General features: G+C 69.3%; 17 protein-coding genes. 5 read left to right on the plus strand and 12 right to left on the minus strand.

The genetic code is table 11. From position 1 onward, the window contains the following. Window positions 1-55 precede the first annotated feature (55 nt). Window positions 56-1,351 carry a glycosyltransferase 87 family protein gene (locus QC180_RS29420; RefSeq protein WP_278266124.1) on the plus strand — a complete coding sequence of 432 codons (1,296 nt, stop codon included), beginning with the start codon at window positions 56-58 and terminating at the stop codon, window positions 1,349-1,351. Here QC180_RS29420 and QC180_RS29425 read toward each other — a convergent pair. From QC180_RS29425 to glgP, 5 genes are all read right to left on the minus strand, one after another. After that, window positions 1,322-2,134 (minus strand): hypothetical protein, encoded by an 813-nt coding sequence (locus QC180_RS29425; protein WP_278266125.1) that lies wholly within the window; start codon window positions 2,132-2,134, stop codon window positions 1,322-1,324. The genes QC180_RS29420 and QC180_RS29425 overlap by 30 nt on opposite strands. Before the next feature lie 177 nt (window positions 2,135-2,311). Beyond that, entirely contained in the window at window positions 2,312-2,866 is a 555-nt protein-coding gene (locus QC180_RS29430) for a DoxX family protein (protein WP_278266126.1), read from the minus strand. 178 nt (window positions 2,867-3,044) lie between these two features. Next, the gene (locus QC180_RS29435) at window positions 3,045-3,458 is read right to left on the minus strand and encodes an MTB12 C-terminal domain-containing protein (protein WP_278266127.1); all 414 of its coding nucleotides are present in this window, start codon (window positions 3,456-3,458) and stop codon (window positions 3,045-3,047) included. Window positions 3,459-3,496: 38 nt separating this feature from the next. Continuing rightward, the gene (locus QC180_RS29440) at window positions 3,497-4,858 is read right to left on the minus strand and encodes an NCS2 family permease (protein WP_278266128.1); all 1,362 of its coding nucleotides are present in this window, start codon (window positions 4,856-4,858) and stop codon (window positions 3,497-3,499) included. Between the two features lie 100 nt (window positions 4,859-4,958). Next, window positions 4,959-7,529, minus strand: a complete 2,571-nt coding sequence (glgP, locus tag QC180_RS29445; protein WP_278266129.1) for an alpha-glucan family phosphorylase — start codon at window positions 7,527-7,529, stop codon at window positions 4,959-4,961. Between the two features lie 81 nt (window positions 7,530-7,610). On the opposite strand from glgP, the gene QC180_RS29450 reads away from it, so the two are divergent. Together QC180_RS29450 and glgB are read left to right on the plus strand one after the other, a co-directional pair. Further along, window positions 7,611-9,611 carry an alpha-1,4-glucan--maltose-1-phosphate maltosyltransferase gene (locus tag QC180_RS29450; protein ID WP_278266130.1) on the plus strand — a complete coding sequence of 667 codons (2,001 nt, stop codon included), beginning with the start codon at window positions 7,611-7,613 and terminating at the stop codon, window positions 9,609-9,611. Then, the gene (gene glgB, locus QC180_RS29455; RefSeq protein WP_278266131.1) at window positions 9,611-11,767 is read left to right on the plus strand and encodes a 1,4-alpha-glucan branching protein GlgB; all 2,157 of its coding nucleotides are present in this window, start codon (window positions 9,611-9,613) and stop codon (window positions 11,765-11,767) included. Before QC180_RS29450 ends, glgB begins: the two co-directional genes overlap by 1 nt. Window positions 11,768-11,770: 3 nt before the next feature. On the opposite strand, the gene QC180_RS29460 is transcribed toward glgB, so the two are convergent. The 4 genes from QC180_RS29460 to QC180_RS29475 form a co-directional block, all read right to left on the minus strand. Further along, window positions 11,771-12,856 carry a class I SAM-dependent methyltransferase gene (locus QC180_RS29460; RefSeq protein ID WP_278266132.1) on the minus strand — a complete coding sequence of 362 codons (1,086 nt, stop codon included), beginning with the start codon at window positions 12,854-12,856 and terminating at the stop codon, window positions 11,771-11,773. Between the two features lie 110 nt (window positions 12,857-12,966). Further along, window positions 12,967-13,827: a tetratricopeptide repeat protein gene (locus QC180_RS29465; protein ID WP_278266141.1), complete on the minus strand. Its 861-nt coding sequence runs from the start codon at window positions 13,825-13,827 to the stop codon at window positions 12,967-12,969. A 61-nt stretch (window positions 13,828-13,888) separates the two neighbouring features. After that, entirely contained in the window at window positions 13,889-14,245 is a 357-nt protein-coding gene (locus QC180_RS29470; protein WP_278266133.1) for a DUF3817 domain-containing protein, read from the minus strand. Between the two features lie 103 nt (window positions 14,246-14,348). Next, window positions 14,349-15,533 (minus strand): acetyl-CoA C-acetyltransferase, encoded by a 1,185-nt coding sequence (locus tag QC180_RS29475; RefSeq protein WP_278266134.1) that lies wholly within the window; start codon window positions 15,531-15,533, stop codon window positions 14,349-14,351. Window positions 15,534-15,666: 133 nt separating this feature from the next. On the opposite strand from QC180_RS29475, the gene mce reads away from it, so the two are divergent. Both mce and QC180_RS29485 read left to right on the plus strand, forming a co-directional pair. After that, a complete protein-coding gene (gene mce, locus QC180_RS29480) occupies window positions 15,667-16,128 on the plus strand; it encodes a methylmalonyl-CoA epimerase (RefSeq protein WP_278266135.1) in 462 nt (153 codons plus the stop codon). A gap of 86 nt (window positions 16,129-16,214) precedes the next feature. After that, window positions 16,215-17,222, plus strand: coding sequence for a coiled-coil domain-containing protein (locus QC180_RS29485; RefSeq protein ID WP_278266136.1), 1,008 nt, complete (start codon window positions 16,215-16,217; stop codon window positions 17,220-17,222). A gap of 86 nt (window positions 17,223-17,308) precedes the next feature. On the opposite strand, the gene QC180_RS29490 is transcribed toward QC180_RS29485, so the two are convergent. The 3 genes from QC180_RS29490 to QC180_RS29500 form a co-directional block, all read right to left on the minus strand. Further along, on the minus strand, window positions 17,309-17,599 hold the full coding sequence (locus tag QC180_RS29490; RefSeq protein ID WP_278266137.1) for an ATP/GTP-binding protein: 291 nt from the start codon (window positions 17,597-17,599) through the stop codon (window positions 17,309-17,311). Window positions 17,600-17,611: 12 nt separating this feature from the next. Continuing rightward, a complete protein-coding gene (gene nucS / locus QC180_RS29495) occupies window positions 17,612-18,355 on the minus strand; it encodes an endonuclease NucS (RefSeq protein ID WP_278266138.1) in 744 nt (247 codons plus the stop codon). A 128-nt stretch (window positions 18,356-18,483) separates the two neighbouring features. After that, window positions 18,484-18,733: hypothetical protein (locus QC180_RS29500; RefSeq protein WP_278266139.1), on the minus strand; the 250-nt coding region annotated here is incomplete at its 5' end.

The following is an 18,733-nucleotide window of genomic DNA, read 5'->3' on the forward strand; positions in this document are numbered from 1 at the left end:
GTGCATACGATGCGAGTCGGCCGGTAGCACGGCCGTGGCGGAGAGATCTCGACGCGTGGAGCTGCCGCGCACGACCCTGACGCTCATCCTGCTACTCGGTTCCGCCGTCCTAGGTGTGACGCTGCTGTTCACCACCATGGACCCCTGGATGAACAGCGGCGGCATCCTCGCCGGTGGCCTGGACGTCCACATCTACCGCGACGGCGGCTGGCGGCTGTGGCACGGCCGCGCGCTGTATCTCGAACCCACGCACTACGGCCTGCTCTACACCTACACGCCGTTCTCGGCGGTGGTCTTCCTGCCGCTGCTGCTGGTGCCGTGGAGCTTCGTCACCACCACCTGGCTGACACTCAACCTGCTCGTGCTGTTCGCCTGTGTGCTGCAGAGCTGGCGGATGCTCGGCTACCGGGTGACCCCGCGACTGGCGACGATCAGCGCGCTCATCGCGCTGGCCTGCGTCTTCGCCGAGCCGGTGCGCACCACCCTGTACTACGGCCAGATCAACCTGTGGCTGATGCTGCTGGTGCTGTGGGACTTCTCGCGCGGCGAGCACAGCCGTCTGCGTGGGCTGGGCGTCGGCGTCGCCGCGGGCATCAAGCTGACCCCGCTCTTCTTCATCGCCCAGTACCTGTTCCAGCGGCAGTGGCGGGCCGCGGCCACGGCGGCGCTCACCTTCCTGGCCACCATCGTCGGCACCGCGCTGATCCTGCCGCGCGATTCCTTCCAGTACTGGACCTCGACGTTCTTCCACTCCGGCCGCATCGCCCCGGATGTGCACCCCGCCAACCAGTCCCTGCGCGGCGCGATCGCCCACCTGATCCACGGCCCGGCCCCGATCTGGCTGTGGCTGCTGATCGCCGTACCGATCGCGCTGGTGGCGCTGTGGCTCGCCACGCAGCTGGCGAACCGGGGTGAGCCGCTGCTGTCGGTGACGCTGGGCGGGCTCACCGCCTGCGCGGTGTCGCCGTATTCCTGGGGACACCACTGGGTCTGGTTCGTGCCGCTGCTGGTCTACCTGATCCACCGCGCCCAGACCCGGCGACGCTGGTGGCTCGCCGCCGGTGTCCTCTACCCCGCGATCGCCGCGTGGACCTACACCTACATGCCGGGCTGGGTCAGCGTCGGCACCTTCCTGCTGCCGCCGTGGTGGCCGCTGTCGCAGGTGCTGATGAACATCTACGTGGTGCTGTATCTGGTGACGCTGGTGAGCATCGCGGTCGGCCTGCGTCGGCGCACCCCGCCACCGCTCGAGCCGATCGTCATCGAACAGCCCGTGGCCGAACAGGATTCGCGCGGACTCGATCCGCTGGTGGTGGTGCCGCTACCCGCACGCCCAGTCGAAAACGCCTGACTCCAGGTCGAGTTGGGCGTTGCCGCCGCCGAAGTTCATCCCGGAGATCTCCTCGATCTCCAGGTAGTACGCGGTCAGCCCCTCGGGCAGGGCCTGCACGGGGAAGGCCGTGCCGCCCAGGTGGCAGCGCCCGAACAGTGGCTCGGCCCACGGGTTCCAGCCGGAGTCCTCGGTGAGCGGGTCCTGGTAGCGGGTCTCGGTCTCGTACTCGACCGGCGGGATGCCCACGTTGGGATCACCGGTGCGTTCGGCCAGCCAGATGCCGACGGTGGGATGCACGTCGTCCCAGGCATTGCAGCCCTCGTCACTGGCCACCGGCGACCCGGCCGGACGGACATCGGCGGGCGGCGCGACAGGACCCGCGGCGAATTCGTCCTCGGTGAGCCAGATCAGGGCGAAGGCGCCGCCGATCTCGTCGTGCAGGATCCGCAGCTCCGGGTGCAGCCGGGTGCTCACCAGCTCGCGGGCCACCGGATCCTCGGACGCGGCATCGGGAACGACGGGGTCGGTGGCATCGGCGAACTGCCCCTCCCCCTGGAAGAAGGCGATGGCGGGAAAGCCGGGACCACGACGCTGATAGTCGGTGGGCAGCCGCAGGGTGAGCGCGTGCATCATCGGCAGCCCGGTGACCGGACCGCGCGGCCAACACGCCACATCGATTCCGGGCCCCTCACTCCCGATCCACCCCGACCGCACCGGCGCGGCCAGCGTCATCGGCTCACCCCCCGGCGTCTCCGCCAACTTGTCCGCCGAGTCCCCGAAACCCAGGTCGTACGCCTTCATCGCGACTGTCCCTTTCCCTGTGCGGACGATGCCGTGCCCGCCCCGCGCGGGCCGCACGCCGACGAGGGTAGTGCGTCCCCCCGACATCCGGTGACACCGCGGCGACCTCCCGGCAACCGGTACACGACAACGGCGGCGCGGCGATGGTCACCACACCGCCGTCGCGGGAACCTCAGCTCAGAGCACGGCCTTCAGCAGCAGCGTCAGCAGCCCGGACCCGACACCGAGCGCGACCGCGCCCACACCCCACACCAGACCCTGACGCGCCCACGGCCGCCCGTGATCCAGCGAGAACCGGCCGGGGCCGGTGAAGGCCAGGGTGATCGCCGGAATGGCGAACAGCAACGCCACCTCGTAGCCCTTGCCGGTGAGCAGACCACCGCTGAAGGTGACATTGATGGCGTTGACCATGGTGCCCAGCACCGCGGCCGCCGCCAGCGGGGTCAGCACGCCGAGCACCAGCGCGAGACCGCCCGCGAATTCGGTGAGTCCGGCCAGCGTGCCGAAGATCTCGCCGGGGTTGTAGCCCATGGCGGTGAAGCCGTCGGCGGTGTCGCGCCAGCCCTTGCCGCCCCACCAGCCGAAGAGTTTCTGGGCGCCGTGCGCGGCCATCAGGCCGCCGAAGCCGACGCGGAGTACGAGCAGGCCGATATCGCTGGCGAGCGCGGCATCAGGGGCCGGGGTGGTGGTGGTCGTGCCGGAAGTGGTGGTGCGGGTAGCGGTGTCGGTCATCGTGTCCTCGTCTGCGATTCGATACATGCCCGCAACCGGACTGCGGTCCGATTGCCTGTTCCGGTCAACCTCGTTGTCGGCCCGGGTATTTCACGTCCGTGGCGCCGGATGCGTGTCGCTGGTCACAGCGAAAGCAAAAGGCCGCCCCACCGGACGGCCTCTGCTCTCTACATCGGGATCAGTACGACATCGTCGCGTAGCCGACGAGCGTGTCCTCCGATTCCTTCGACAGCTTCCAGGTGCCGTCGATGTCCTTCCAGGTCACCGGAATCGGGTAGGTGTAGTCGCCCAGGCGGCTGTTGAGGGTGGCCGAGAGGGTGTCGCCCTCGACCGTCACCGGGCCCGAGACGTCCCAGTGGTAGCCCGGGATGGCCGAGATCCGGTCGCGCACGACCGTCAGCCCGCTCGCGTCACCGGACTCGACCTCGGCGGTCGACCCGTTCAGCGCGGCCTGCAGTTTGCCCTGCAGCTCGCCGACCGACGGAGTGGCGGGCGCGGCGATCGCGGCCGGGGCGGTGGCGACGACGGCCACGGCGACCGGGGCGAACAGAGTGGCCACAGCCATCGACGCGGCGGCGAGCGAGCGCTTCACAGATCTCTCCTTCGAACTTTCGGAGAGGTAAGCCTAACCTATTCGACGAGGAAGAAGAAGTACGCCAGGAACAGCACCATCAGGCCCCACATGGCCGGATGCACGTCCTTGACGCGGCCTCTGGCAACCATGACCACCGGATACAGGATCATGCCCATGGCCAGACCGTTGGCGATCGAGTACGTCAGCGGCATCATGATCACGGTGAGGAACGCGGGCACCGAGTACTCGAGATGCTGCCAGTCGATGTCGCCGAGCGCGCGGGCCATCAGCACGCCCACCACGATCAGCGCGGGCGCGGTGACCTCGCTGGACCCGGCGATCACCGAGAACACCGGATAGCAGAACATCGCGATGAGGAACCAGCCCGCCGTGGTCACCGCCGTCAATCCGGTCCGGCCACCGGCCGACACACCCGCCGTCGATTCCACGTACGCGGTGGTCGTCGACGTACCGATGATCGCGCCCGCGGTGGTGCCCACCGAGTCGGCGGCCAGGGCGCTGGCCGCGCGGGGCAGCGTGCCGTCCTTGTTGAGCAGCCCGGCCTGGTTGGCGACGCCGATGAGGGTGCCCGAGGCGTCGAAGAAGTCGACGAACAGCATGGTGAGCACCACGACGATCATCTGCCCGGTGAAGGCGTCGGGCAGGTGGATGATCGCCTGGCCGAAGGTCTGGTCCAGGCCCTTGGGCAGTTCGGCGATGCCGTCAGGAATGCCGACCAGGCCGGTCACCATGCCGAGCACGGTGGTCGCGACGATGCCGTAGAGCACCGCGCCGTGCCAGCCGATCACCAGGAACACCACGGTCACGACCAGACCGAACAGCGCCAGCAGCGTGGTGCCCTTGGTGAAGTCGCCGAGGGTGACCAGCGTCGCCTCGCTGTTCACCACGATGCCCGCGTTCTTCAACCCGAGGAACGCCACGAACAGGCCGATGCCCGCGCCCACCGCGAACTTCATCTGCAGCGGGATCGCGTTGAGGATGCGCTCGCGGACCTTGGTCACCGCGAGGATGAAGAAGATGATGCCCGAGAGCAGCGTGCCCGACAGCGCCACCTGCCACGGGATGCCCATGCTCAGCACGACCGTGTAGGCGAAGAAAGCGTTGAGGCCCATGCCCGGCGCGAGCGCGATCGGGTAGCGCGCCCAGATGCCCATGACCAGCGTGCCGAAGACGGCGGCCACGGCGGTGGCGGTGAACACCGCCTGCATCGGGATGCCCTTGTCGCCCAGGGCGCCCTCGTCACCGAGGATCGACGGATTCACCGCCAGCACATAGGACATCGCCAGGAACGTGATCGTCCCCGCCATCGCCTCGCGGCGGAAGGTGGACCCACTCGACGAGATACCGAAGTATCCGTCGACGCGCCCTCGGGCGCGGGTGAGGACATCGCTGGCCATGACTCTCCAGTCCGGGGTGTTCAGAGAAGAAGGATGCCCAGGAACGGTAGCGGAAAGTTCACTGAACCGAACAACCCGTCTCCCGTGTCCCCGCTCACGATCAGCCGCCCGCGACCGCCACCGCGCCCAACTCGGCGTTCGAGGCCAGCAGCGGATGCCGTGGCAGTACCCGCACGGTGTAGCCGACCGCGCCCGACAGCGGCACCGGCGCCGTGAGGTCGTAGAGCTGGACGCCCTCGTCGCCGCCGGTGTGCCCCATCTCCAGGGTGACGGTGTCGGACAGGTCGTCCTCCGGCGAGACCCGCCCGAGCACGGCCTGCACCACCACGTCCTCGGCGGTGAGCCCGCCCAGGTCGACCCGCGCGCGCAGGCTCAGCTCCGCGCCGATCACGGGGGTGTCGGGCAGGCCGGAGCTGTCCACCTGGAGCACCCGCACCGACGGCCAGGCCGTCTCGATCCGACGCCGGTACTCGGCCACCCGGGCGGCCCCGGCGAAGTCGTCGGCGGCCACCCGGGCGAACGCGGCGGCGGCCGGGTCGTAGTACTGCTCGGTGTAGTCGCGCACCATCCGCGAGGCCAATACCTCGGGACTGGTGGTCTGCAGGGTGTGGCGCACCATCTCGGTCCAGCGCACCGGGACACCGTCGGTGTCGCGATCGTAGAAGCGAGGGGCGACGGTGCGCTCGACCAGCTCGTAGAGGGCCGCGGCCTCGAGATCGTCGCGGCGGTGCTCGTCGCGCACACCGTCGGCGGTGGGGATGGCCCAGCCGTTCTCGCCGTCGAACAGCTCGTCCCACCAGCCGTCGCGGATCGACAGGTTCAGGCCGCCGTTGAGCGCCGACTTCATCCCGGAGGTGCCGCACGCCTCGAGCGGGCGCAGCGGATTGTTCAGCCACACATCGCACCCCCAGTACAGGTAGCGGGCCATGGACATGTCGTAGTCGGGCAGGAAGACGATGCGGTGGCGCACGGCGGGATCGTCGGCGAAGCGCACCACCTGTTGGATCAGCGCCTTGCCGCCGTCGTCGGCGGGGTGGCTCTTGCCCGCCACCACCAGCTGCACCGGCCGCTCCGGGTCGAGCAGCAGCGCGCGCAGCCGCTCGGGATCGCGCAGCATCAGCGTGAGGCGCTTGTAGGTGGGCACGCGGCGGGCGAAGCCGACGGTGAGCACGTCGGGATCGAAGACATCATCGATCCAGCCCAGCTCGGCCTCGACGGCACCGCGCTGCAACCAGGACGCGCGCAGCCTGCGGCGCACCTCCTCGATCAGCACGCCGCGCAGGACATTGCGGGTCGACCACAGCTGTCCGAGGTCGACATCGCTGAGCTTCTCCCAGCCGCGCGCCTCCTCGACCAGCTCGGGCCCGACCAGTTCGCGGGCCTTGTCGAGCCATTCGCGCGCGGCCCAGGTCGGCGCGTGCACGCCATTGGTGACCGAGCCGATCGGCACCTCGGCCGCGTCGAAGCCGGGCCACAGCGCGGCGAACATCTCCCGGCTGACCTCCCCGTGCAGCTTCGAGACACCATTGGCCCGCTGCGCCAGCCGCAAACCCATGTGCGCCATGTTGAACACCGACGGATCGGCCTCCCGCCCGAAGGCCAGGATCCGATCGACCGACAGGCCCGGCAGCAACGCCGACTCGGGTTCACCGTGCGCGCCACCGAAGTACCTGCGCACCAACGGCATCGGGAACCGGTCGATCCCGGCGGGCACCGGGGTGTGCGTGGTGAACACTGTCCCGGCGCGTACGGCCGCCAGCGCGGTGTCGAAATCCAGTCCGCCCGCGACGAATTCGCGGATCCGCTCGACGCCGAGGAAACCGGCGTGGCCCTCGTTCATGTGGAAGACATCGGGATCGGGCAGCCCCCGGGCGCGGGTGTAGGCGCGCACCGCCCGCACCCCGCCGATCCCGGCCAGGATCTCCTGCTTGATCCGGTGGTCCTGGTCGCCGCCGTAGAGCCGGTCGGTGACCGCGCGCAGCTCCGGATCGTTCTCGGCGATATCGGAGTCCAGCAGCAGCAGCGGAATCCGGCCGACCTGCGCGATCCACACCCGCGCGCGCAGCACCCGGCCCTCCGGCATGCCCACGTGGATCAGCACCGGCGACCCGTCGCTGGTCAGCAATTTCAGTGGCAGGCCCTGCGGGTCCAGCGCCGGGTAGTGCTCGCGCTGCCAGCCGTCGGCCGACAGCGACTGCCGGAAGTAGCCCGAGCGGTACAGCAGCCCGACCCCGATCAGCGGCAGACCCAGATCCGAGGCCGCCTTGAGATGGTCACCGGCGAGAATGCCCAGGCCACCGGAGTAGTTGGGCAGCACCTCGGTGACACCGAACTCCATCGAGAAGTAGGCGATCCCCGCCACCTCGGCGCCGCCACGCTCCTGGAACCAGCGCGGCCGGGCCAGATAATCGCGCAGCCCGCGTTCCTGCGCGTCGACCCTGGCGGTGTAGTCGGGATCGGCGGCGAGCGCGTCGAGCCGCTCGGCGGGTACCTCGCCCAGCATGCGGACGGGGTCCTGACCGACGACCTGCCACAGCCGCGGATCGAGCTCGGCGAACAGATCCTGCGTCGGGCCGTGCCACGACCAGCGCAGGTTCGTCGACAACTCACCCAGCGCGGCGAGCCGCTCCGGCAGATGGGCACGGACAGTGAACCGACGGAGTGCCTTCACAGGCGGAACAGTACCGGGTCGGGGCGTGCGCGGCGTGTCGTCGCCGAGCCCGGCGGTGGGGGTATGCAGTAGGTTGGCGAGGTGAGCGGCCGGATTGCCATCGATGACATCGCACCGTCCATTCCCGGCGGGCGACCGGCTAAAGCTGTCGTCGGGGAGGTTTTCCCGGTCCGCGCCGTGGTCTGGCGCGAGGGTCACGACGCCGTCGCCGCCACTCTCGCCGTGCGCGCGCCCGGTTCCTCGCGCATCACCCGCGTCCGGATGGCGCCCGAATACGAGCCGGACGTCTTCAACGCCGTCTTCACCCCCCACACCCCCGGCCTGTGGACCTTCCGCGTCGAGGGCTGGAGCGACCCGATCGCGACCTGGCGCTCGGCGGTCGAGGCCAAGCTCGCCGTCGGCCAGTCCGCCGCCGACCTGGCCAACGACCTCGAGATCGGCGCCACGCTGTTCGACCGGGCCGCCCAGGCGGTGCCGAAGAAGCAGTTCGAGCGGCTGCGCGCGGCGGCGGCCGCCCTGCGCTCCGACGACCAGCTACCCGCCCGCGTCGCCCCCGCCTTCAGCGCCGAGGTCGGCGAGATCCTGCGCGCCACACCGCTGCGCGAGATGGTCACCCGGGGCACCGGGCACACCGTGCTGGTGGAACGCCGCCGCGCGCTGGTCGGCTCCTGGTACGAGTTCTTCCCCCGGTCCACCGGTGGCCGCGACGCCGAGGGCCGTCCCGTGCACGGCACCTTCGCCACCGCCGCGCGGGAACTGCCCCGCATCGCGGGTATGGGCTTCGACGTGGTCTATCTGCCGCCGATCCACCCGGTCGGCGAGGTCAACCGCAAGGGCCGCAACAACGCGCTCACCACCGAGCCCGGCGATGTCGGCTCGCCGTGGGCGATCGGCTCGGCCGAGGGTGGACACGACGCCATCCACCCCGCCCTGGGCACCGAGGCCGACTTCGCCGAATTCGTCTCCACCGCAGCCGGTCTGGGCCTCGAGGTCGCCCTCGATCTGGCCTTGCAGTGCGCGCCCGACCACCCCTGGGTCACCGCGCATCCGGAGTGGTTCACCACCCTGCCCGACGGCACCATCGCCTTCGCCGAGAACCCGCCCAAGAAGTACCAGGACATCTACCCGGTCAACTTCGACAACGATCCCGACGGCATCTACGCCGAGGTGCTGCGGGTGATCCGGCACTGGATCTCGTTGGGCGTCACCATCTTCCGCGTCGACAACCCGCACACCAAGCCCGCCGACTTCTGGGAGTGGCTGCTGGCGCAGGTGCGCCGCACCGACCCGGACGTGATCTTCCTGTCCGAGGCGTTCACCCGCCCGGCCCGCCTCTACGGCCTCGCGCGGCGCGGATTCAGCCAGTCCTACACGTATTTCACCTGGCGCGTGCACAAGTGGGAACTCACCGAGTTCGGTCTCGAGCTGGCCGCCAAGGCCGACGAGGCCCGCCCCAACCTGTTCGTGAACACCCCCGACATCCTGCACGAGAGCCTCCAGCACGGCGGACCGGGCATGTTCGCCATCCGCGCCGCGCTCGCCGCCACGCTCGGCCCCACCTGGGGCGTGTACTCCGGTTTCGAGCTGTACGAGCACGAGGCGGTGCGTCCCGGCAGCGAGGAATACCTCGACTCCGAGAAATACGAACTGCGCCCGCGCGATTTCGGCGGTGCCCTGGCCCGTGGCGAATCACTGGAACCGTGGCTGACCCGCCTCAACGAGATCCGCCGCAACCACCCCGCGCTACAGCAGCTGCGCTGCATCCACTTCCACGCCGTCGACAACGACGCCCTGCTGGCCTACTCCAAGATCGACCCGGCCACCGGCGACGCCGTGCTGGTGATCGTCAACCTGAATCCCTTCGCCACCGAATACGGCCACGTCTCTCTCGACCTGCCCGCCCTCGGCCGCGAATGGCACGACCACCCCGTGGTCTTCGACGAGGTCACCGGCGAGGAATACCACTGGGGCCAGCGCAATTTCATCCAGCTCGACCCGGCCAAGGCGGTCGCGCACATCCTGGCCCTGCCCGCCGTCCCCGCCGCCGCCCGCGCTCCCCTGGCCTATCGCCGGAGCTTCTGATGCGCCGCCGCGACCTGATGCTGCTGGCGGCGGGCACGCACACCGACCCGCACACCGTGCTCGGCGCGCACCCAGCCCCCGACGGCACCGCGGTGCGCGTGCTGCGCCCGCACGCCGAGACGGTCACCGTGCTGGTCGGCGGCACCGAGCATCCGCTGAAGTCGTTGGGGCACGGCGTGTTCGCCGCGGTGCTGCCGTATCCGGAGATCGACGACTACCGCGTGCGCGCGGCATACCCGGGCGGTCCGACCGTGCTCACCGCCGACGGCTACCGCTTCCTGCCGACTGTCGGCGAATTCGACCTGCACCTGATCGGCGAGGGCCGCCACACCCGGCTGTGGGAGGTGCTCGGCGCGCATCCGCGCCGCTACACCACCCTCGACGGCGAGGTGGCGGGCACCTCCTTCGCGGTCTGGGCACCGAATGCCCGCGGCGTCACCGTCTTCGGCGATTTCGACCACTGGAGCGGCACCTCGGCGCCGATGCGCGCGCTCGGCGGTTCCGGGGTGTGGGAGGTGTTCGTACCGGGCGTCGAGCCGGGTTCGCGCTACAAGTACCGGGTGCACGGTGCCGACGGCCGCGTCGTCGACCACGCCGACCCGCTCGCCTTCGCCACCGAGGTCCCGCCCGCCACCGCCTCGGTCGTCACCCGCGCCGACCACGTGTGGACCGACAGCGCCTGGCTGGACCGCCGCGCCCGCACCGACGCCATCCACTCGCCGCTGAGCGTCTACGAGGTGCACCTGGGTTCCTGGCGCCCCGGCCTCACCTACCGTGAACTGGCCGAACAGCTCGCCGACTACGTGCGGGCCACCGGCTTCACCCACGTCGAACTGCTGCCCGTCGCCGAACATCCCTTCGGCGGTTCCTGGGGCTACCAGGTCACCTCCTACTACGCCCCCACCTCCCGCTTCGGCACCCCCGACGACTTCCGCTGGTTCGTCGACCACCTGCATAACGCGGGCATCGGCGTCCTGCTGGACTGGGTGCCCGCGCACTTCCCGCGCGACGAATGGGCACTGGCCCGCTTCGACGGCACCCCGCTCTACGAACACCCCGACCCGCGCCGGGGCGAGCAACTCGACTGGGGCACCTACGTTTTCGACTTCGGCCGCAACGAGGTGCGCAATTTCCTGGTCGCCAACGCGGCGTACTGGATCGAGGAGTTCCACATCGACGGCCTGCGCGTCGACGCCGTCGCCTCCATGCTCTACCTGGACTACTCGCGTCCGGAGGGCGGCTGGGAGCCCAACATCTACGGCGGCCGGGAGAATCTCGAGGCCGTCGAATTCCTACAGGAACTCAATGACACCGTGCACCGCGCCCATCCCGGCGTGCTCACCATCGCCGAGGAGTCCACCACCTGGCCCGGCGTCACCCGCGGCACCGATGTCGGCGGCCTGGGTTTCACCATGAAATGGAACATGGGCTGGATGCACGACACCCTCGGCTACCTCGCCCGCGACCCGATCCACCGGTCCTGGCACCACAACGAGATGACCTTCTCGCTGGTCTACGCCTGGAGCGAGCACTACCTGCTGCCGATCAGCCACGACGAGGTGGTGCACGGCAAGGGCACCCTGTGGACCCGCATGCCCGGCGACGATTTCGCCAAGGCCAGCGGCGTGCGCGCCCTGCTCGCCTACATGTGGGCCCACCCCGGCAAGCAACTGCTCTTCATGGGCCAGGAGTTCGGCCAGTTCCGCGAATGGGACAACGACCGCGGCCTGGACTGGCATGAACTGGAAAACCCCCTGCACCAAGGCGTCTCGACCATGGTCGGCGATCTCAACCGCACCTATGTCGCCCACCCGGCGCTGTGGAGCCAGGACACCACCCCCGGCGGCCACTCCTGGATCGAGGCCGACGACAGTCACGCCTCGGTCTTCGCCTTCCTCCGTTGGGGTTCCGACGGCAGCGCGGTGGCGTGTGTCTTCAACTTCTCCGGCACCACCCACGAGAACTACCGGATCGGCCTGCCGCACACCGGTTCCTGGCGCGAGGTCCTCAATACCGACGCCCAGGAGTACGGCGGCTCCGGCCTGGGCAATCTCGGCGGGGTCCGCGCCGAGGAGGCGCCCTGGCACGGCCGCCCCGCCTCGGCCACGGTCACCCTGGCGCCCAACAGCGCGGTCTGGCTGGCCGCCCCGCACTGAGGCTCACGCCTTGTGCGCCACGTAATAGGTGTTGAGCGGATCACCGTCGACATACGCGGTGCGCACATCGGTGAACCCCGCGTCGGCCAGCATCGACAGCGCCCGCTGCTCACCCCACACCGTGCCCAGCCCGTCCCCGCCCTGCCCCAGCGAGACCGACATGCAGTGCATGGTGGACACCGTGTAGAGGAACGGTCCCAGCGGCAGGTCCAGATTCTCCTCGAGCTTGCTCGACGCGTGGATGTCGACCATCAGCAACACTCCGCCCGGCCGCAGCGCCCGCGCCATGTTCGCCAGCACCCGCGCCGGATGCGCCTGATCGTGGACGGCGTCGAAGATCGTGATCAGATCACAGGATTCGGGCGCGTCCCATTCCGCGACATCCTGCTCCACGAACCGCGCGTTGGTCAGCCCCGACTCCGCCGCCTCGGCCCGGCCCACCGCCACCGCGTCGGCGGAGAAGTCGTAACCGGTGAACCGGCTGGCCGGAAACGCCCGCGCCATGAGATTCACGGCATGTCCACTGCCGCAGGCGATATCGGCGACATCGATGCCCGCGCGCAACCGATCCGGCAGGCCCGGCGCCATCGGCAGGATCACCTCGAGCAGCGCGGCGTCGAACACCTCGGCGCTCTCCTCGGCCATCAGCGCGTGGAACCGTCCGTAGTCCTCGTAGGACAGGCCGCCCCCGGTGCGGAACCGCTCGACGATCTTCGGCTCCACCTCACCGAGCTGCCCGATGAACTGCATGACCCTGGCCAGGTTGTCCGGACCCGCCGCCCTGGTCAGCGCGGCGGCGTGCGCGGGCGGCAACGTGTAGGTGGCGGCGACCGGGTCGTAGGTGACGATGCCCGCGGTGGTGATCGCGCCGAGCCATTCGCGCACATACCGCTCGTCCAGGCCCGCCGTCGCGGCGAGCTGGTCGCTGGTCGCGCCGGGATGGGCGGCCATGGTGTCGAACAGGCCCACCTGGTGGCCCATGCTGATCATCAGGGCCGTGCTGGCGTGGTCGAGCACCTCGACCATGCGTCCGGCGAAGGCTTCCACGGCGGCCGGATCGAGCTCGGCCGACTGGTCGAGTGCTGTCATGACGTACTCCTCGGGTCAGCGCGCGGCCCGGTGCCGCGGGGTCTGGTGAGGACATACGTCGGGCCCGCCCCGGCGGTTCAGCCGAGACGGGCCCGAGAAGGTGGGTGGGGTCAGTACAGGGCGGTGGCCAGCTTGCGCCGGGCCGCGACCACGAAGGGCTCGGCCTGGTCGAACAGCTCGAACAGTTCGAGCAGTCGGGTGCGCGCCCTGGTGCGATCGTCGCCCGCGGTGCGCTTGACGATCGCGATGATGCGGTCGAAGGCCGCCTCGGGACGCTGCTCGAGCAGTTCCACGTCGGCGGCGTCGAGCGCGGCGTCGAGGTTGGACGGGTCGGCGTCGGCGGTGGCGACCGAGGCCGGGTCGACCTGCTGGGCCCTGGTCAGGAAGCGCAGCTGACGCAGCGCCGCCTTGGCCTCCTCGTTGCCGGGCTCCTCGGCCAGGATCGCCTCGTAGGCCGCCTCGGCCCCGGCGATGTCGCCCTCGGCCAGCTTGTCCTCGGCGGCGACGAAGCGCGGGTCCTCGACCTCGGGCTCGGCGGCGGTGCCGCTGTCACCCTCGAGCTTGCCCGCGGTCGCGTCGAGCACCGCGTCGAGCCACTGGCGCACCTGCGCCTCCGGCTGGGCTCCCTCGAAGTCGGCCAGCGGCTGTCCGCCCGCCACCGCGATCACCGTCGGGATGCCCTGCACACGCAGCGCCTGGACGATGTTCATATTGGGTTCGGCTTCGACAGCGGCCAGATCCCAGGCGCCGCGGTCGTCGGCGGCGAACCGCTCGAGCGTGCGGACCAGCTCGACGCTGCCCGGGCTGCGCTGCGAGAACAGCGCGACCACCACGGGCACCTGCATCGAGCGCCGGATCACCTTGGCCTCGAAATCCGCCTCGGTGACCGTGTGGTTCCCCGGGGCGGCGGCCCCTCCACCGGAGGCGGCGGGGGGCTGCTTCAGCGCGGACAGATCCACCGCGCCGGACATAGCGGCGGCGACGGCGGGCGAAGGACGACGGGCAGCGGGTCGAGTCACGGTTTCCAGTTTGTCACGAAGCGCTCGGCGAGGTCTTGCTCGCCTCCGTGCTCAGCTCACCGAGCTGACCGGTCCGCACCGCCCACACCTCGAACAGCACGGTGAACAGCGGCGGAATGCTCGACGCCAGCGCCAGCAACGTGGTGGTGATCGACCACTTCAGCTCCCGCGCGGTCAGCAGCGCGGTGATCACGAACAGCACGAAGATCGCACCGTGCACCGGCCCGAAGATCTTCACACCGATCTCGTTGCCCTCCGCGGGCAGGTACTTGAACGCCATACCGGTCAGCAGACCGATCCAGGACAGCGCCTCGAGCACCGCGAAGAACCGGAAACGACTGGCAGTGGACCGCAGATCGAAGAAACCCATGGCCCCCATTGTGCCGGATTCACTACGACACCTCGTAGTTGGACCGGTCACACCAAGGGCCCCGACACCGCACAGCGGTACCGGGGCCCTTCGGCACAGAAAATCAGGCGGGAACGCGGATGATCAGCGCGTCGCCCTGGCCGCCACCGCCGCACAGGGCGGCAGCACCCACGCCACCACCGCGACGCTTCAGCTCCAGCGCCAGGTGCAGCAGGATGCGCGCGCCGGACATGCCCAGCGGGTGACCGATGGAGATGGCGCCACCGTTGACGTTCACCTTCTCCGGGTCGTAACCCAGCTTCTTGGTCGAGGAGACGCCCACGGCCGCGAACGCCTCGTTGATCTCGATCAGATCCAGATCCGCCGGGGTGATGCCCTCCTTGGCGCACGCGGCGAGAATGGCGTTGGCGGGCTGGTCCTGCAGGGTCGAGTCCGGACCGGCGACCTGACCGGCGGCGCCGATCTCGGCGATCCACTCCAGCCCGAGCTCCTCGGCCTTGGCCTTGCTCATCACGATCACCGCGGCCGCGCCGTCGGAGATCTGCGAGGCGGTACCGGCGGTGACGGTGCCGTCCTTGCGGAAGGCCGGGCGCAGCCTGCCCAGCGACTCGACGGTGGTGTCGGCGCGGATGCCCTCGTCCTCGCTGACGTAGACCGGGTCGCCCTTGCGCTGCGGCACGGCCACCGGCACGACCTCCTCGGCGAAGAGCCCGTTCTTCCACGCGGCGGCGGCGCGCTGGTGCGAGGCCGCGGCCAGCGCGTCCTGCTCCTCGCGGCTCACCTTGTCCAGGTCGTTGCGGTCCTCGGTCAGCAGGCCCATGGCCTGGTCGGTGATCACGTCGTGCAGGCCGTCGTAGGCCATGTGGTCGACCAGGGTGGTGTTGCCGTACTTGAAGCCCTCGCGGCTCTTGGGCAGCAGGTGCGGGGTCTGGCTCATCGACTCCATGCCACCGGCCACGATGATCTCGTGCTCCCCGGCGCGGATCAGCTGGTCGGCCAGCGCGATGGCGTTGATGCCCGACAGACAGACCTTGTTGATCAACAGCGAGGGCACGTCCATCGGAATGCCACCGGCGATGGCGGCCTGGCGCGCGGGCAGCTGCCCGGCACCGGCCTGCAGCACCTGGCCGAGGATGACGTAGTCGACCTGTTCGGGGGCCACGCCACCCTTCTCCAGCGCCGCCTTGATGGCCACACCGGCCAGATCCGAGGCCTTGAAGTCCTTCAGACCGCCCAGGAGCCGACCGACCGGGGTACGCGCACCGGACACGATGACAGAAGTCGTCACGAAAGCCTCGCATTCATAGAGTCGAACCTCACCGTGATGCACATCCGGACATCGACACGCATCAAGGGTTGCGACTCCACGGTAACTTGCACGGCCGCACACCCCACACCCAGGTGGGCGCTAACTTCGTGGGGTGACCAACGTGAACTTCATCCCCGCCGACTACGTCATCGCCGTCGACCATGTGGGCATCGCCGTGCCCGACCTCGACGCCGCCGTCGCCTGGTACACCGACAATCTGGGCATGGTCGAGACCCATCGCGAGGTGAACGAGGCCCAGGGCGTCGTCGAGGCGATGCTCTCCTGCCCCGCCGCCGCCGACCGCGCGACCGCCCTGCAGTTGCTGGCCCCGCTGACCCCCGAGTCGACCATCGCCAAGTTCATCGAGCGCGGTGGACCGGGCCTGCAGCAGCTGGCCTACCGGGTCACCGACATCGAGGCCGTTTCGGGCTTCCTGCGCGAGCGTGGGCTGCGTTTGCTGTACGACGCCCCGCGTCACGGCACCGCCGATTCGCGCATCAATTTCATCCATCCGAAGGATGCTGGCGGTGTGCTGGTGGAGCTCGTGGAGCCGAACCCGAATGTTACGCACTAGTACGGAGATACGATCGGTAAATCTCGGCGAGATCACAATCACGGTCGAGTCTCCACACGGTCGCTCGAGGCTGTATTTTGTGTGCCATGTCGTCACCTGAGTCCGATCGCAATCGCTTCGTTGCGCTGCCCTTCACTGTTGTGCGCAAGGGTTATGCGCAAGACGAGGTGCGCAACTACTTCGACCGCTTCGACGCGGAGCTTCGCGTCACCGCCACCGACCGGGACGCTGCCGCCGCGCAGGCCCGGAATCTCGCCAGCCAGCTGGAAGACGCGCGGGACGAGATCGACGAGCTCCGCAAGGAGGTCGACCGGCTGTCCGTGCCGCCGACCACCGCCGAAGGCATGTCCGACCGTATCTCGCGCATGCTGCGCCTCGCCTCGGACGAGGCGTCCGAGGTCCGCGCGCTGGCCCAGGCCGAGGCCGCCGAGATGGTGTCGATCGCCGAGCAGCAGGCCACCGAGATGCGTGGCAAGTACGAGTCGCTGCTCGCGGAGACCAAGGAGAAGCGCGAGGCGCTCGAGATCGAATACGAGCAGACCCTCGCCAACGCGCGCACCGATTCCGCCAAGATCATCGAGGCCGCCCAGGCCGATGTCGAACGTCTGGGCAAGGAGGCCGAGGCCAAGCGTAAGGCCACCCAGCAGGACTTCGAAGCCACCATGAACGATCGGCGCACCAAGCTGACCCGTGCCATGGAGGAGCTCGAGGCCACCAGTCGCGCCGAGGCCGCCCAGCGGATCAAGGACGCGACCGATGAGGCCAACCGCCTCATCAGCTCCGCCACCCAGACCTCCGAGCGCAAGATCGCGCACGCGAAGGAACTGGCCGAGGAGATGCGCGTGCTGCGCGGCCGGGTCCTGGCCCAGCTGCTCGGTATCCGCGGTCAGCTCGACTCGGTGCCCGCCATGCTCGCGGCGGTCAACCGGGAGAGCGAGCTGCTCGACGGCGCCCCCGAGCGCAAGTCCATCGGCAACAACGGCAACAACAAGTCCGTGTCGGGCGGCCGTCAGGCCAAGGCCATTCCCGAGGTCTCCGACGCCGACGAGGACATCGTCGACGAGGACCGCGAGAGCGCCGACGTCAGCAACTGACGAGGGAACTGCGACGACATATCGTCCAACACCGAAGGCCGCCTCGAATCATCGAGGCGGCCTTCGGTTTACGCGTTTTCGGGGCTTCAGGACCAGCGCCGGGTGATGCCGCGCGTGCGGCGCCCGTTCCAGCAGCCCTGATGCCAGTGCCGACGGTCGTCCTCACCGCCCTCGGCCGCCCAGGCCACGATATGGGCCACGCCGGGCATGATCTCGTGATCGCAGCCGGGGCAGCGATAGGTCTTCACCGCTCGCGCGCCGGGAACCGTTCGCACGATGTAGGTTTCGTCGCCGGGCCCGTCCTCGGTGCGGCCATAGACGTCACCGATCGGCGCCGGGGCGCTGCGGCGATCGTTGCGGGGTTTGCGTCGCGGCACGGTGCATCGCCCTCAGAACAACCGGAAAACGTTGCTCTCCGTGCCGCGCAGCTCGTCGTAATCGAGCGTCAGGCAACGGATTCCCCGGTCCTCGGCCAACGTGCGCGCCTGCGGCTTGATCTGCTGGGCCGCGAACACCCCGGCCACCGGGGCCAGCAGCGGGTCGCGGTTGAGCAGTTCGAGATAGCGGGTGAGCTGTTCGACACCGTCGATCTCACCGCGGCGCTTGATCTCCACCGCCACCGTGGCGCCGTCGGCGTCGCGGCACAGCAGGTCCACCGGGCCGATCGCGGTCATGTACTCGCGCCGGACCAGGGTGTACCCCTCGCCGAGCTTCGTCACGTGCTCCGCCAGCAGCTCCTGCAGGTGGGCCTCCACGCCGTCCTTCACCAGACCCGGGTCGATGCCGAGTTCGTGCGAGGAATCGTGCTCGATGTCCTCGATGGTGATCCGCAGTTCCTCACCGGCCTTGTTGGTCACCACCCACAGCGCCTTGATGTTCACCGGCAGCGCCGTCTTGCCCTCCCGCAGCGCCGTGACGCCGTCGGGCAGCTCCGCGGGGACCAGCGAGGCGATATCGCGCTCCTCGAGCCAGCACGGCGGACTCATCCAGTTGAGCGGCTTGTAGGAGCCGCCGTCGGAATGGACCAGCACCGACCCGTCGGCCTTGATCATCAACAGCCTGCGGGCCATCGGCAGGTGAGCGGTCAGTCGGCCGACGTAGTCGACCTGGCAGCGAGCAATGACGAGGCGCACCCCAGCACACTACCGCCTCCCCCCGGCGTCACCGAAAGCCCGGCCGAATGCTCACGAAACCGGCGCGAAGCAGTAGGTATTCCCCTCGTGCCGGTCGACGAAATGCATACTCCGAACGAAGATGTAGCTCATCTCGACGGCGATATCGTCCGCCCCTCGGTGATCACCAGCTTGTCCGGACTCGAGCACTCGACCTGAACGTCGCGGCCCGTCACGATCTCACTCGACACGATCCGCATGGTCGCCGCCGGATCCGACCAATCGGCGACCACCGCCAACCAGTCGACGATCGTCTCCCTCTCCGCGGCGCACTGCCTGTGCCGCCTCTCCGTGACTTCTGCCAGACGAAGGGCGCTCGGAACTTTGGTCAGTTGTCTG

Origin of the sequence: Nocardia anocheti, from assembly GCF_029675105.1 — a bacterium.
Lineage (GTDB): Bacteria > Actinomycetota > Actinomycetes > Mycobacteriales > Mycobacteriaceae > Nocardia.

What these genes read in the sequence shown, in the direction of transcription:
- QC180_RS29425 (WP_278266125.1), bottom strand. Translation starts at nt 2,134, where the DNA reads ATGAAGGCGTACGACCTGGGTTTCGGGGACTCGGCGGACAAGTTGGCG.
- QC180_RS29430 (WP_278266126.1), bottom strand. Translation starts at nt 2,866, where the DNA reads ATGACCGACACCGCTACCCGCACCACCACTTCCGGCACGACCACCACC.
- QC180_RS29440 (WP_278266128.1), bottom strand. Translation starts at nt 4,858, where the DNA reads ATGGCCAGCGATGTCCTCACCCGCGCCCGAGGGCGCGTCGACGGATAC.
- glgB (WP_278266131.1), top strand. Translation starts at nt 9,611, where the DNA reads ATGCGCCGCCGCGACCTGATGCTGCTGGCGGCGGGCACGCACACCGAC.
- QC180_RS29460 (WP_278266132.1), bottom strand. Translation starts at nt 12,856, where the DNA reads ATGACAGCACTCGACCAGTCGGCCGAGCTCGATCCGGCCGCCGTGGAA.
- QC180_RS29465 (WP_278266141.1), bottom strand. Translation starts at nt 13,827, where the DNA reads ATGTCCGGCGCGGTGGATCTGTCCGCGCTGAAGCAGCCCCCCGCCGCC.
- QC180_RS29470 (WP_278266133.1), bottom strand. Translation starts at nt 14,245, where the DNA reads ATGGGTTTCTTCGATCTGCGGTCCACTGCCAGTCGTTTCCGGTTCTTC.
- QC180_RS29485 (WP_278266136.1), top strand. Translation starts at nt 16,215, where the DNA reads ATGTCGTCACCTGAGTCCGATCGCAATCGCTTCGTTGCGCTGCCCTTC.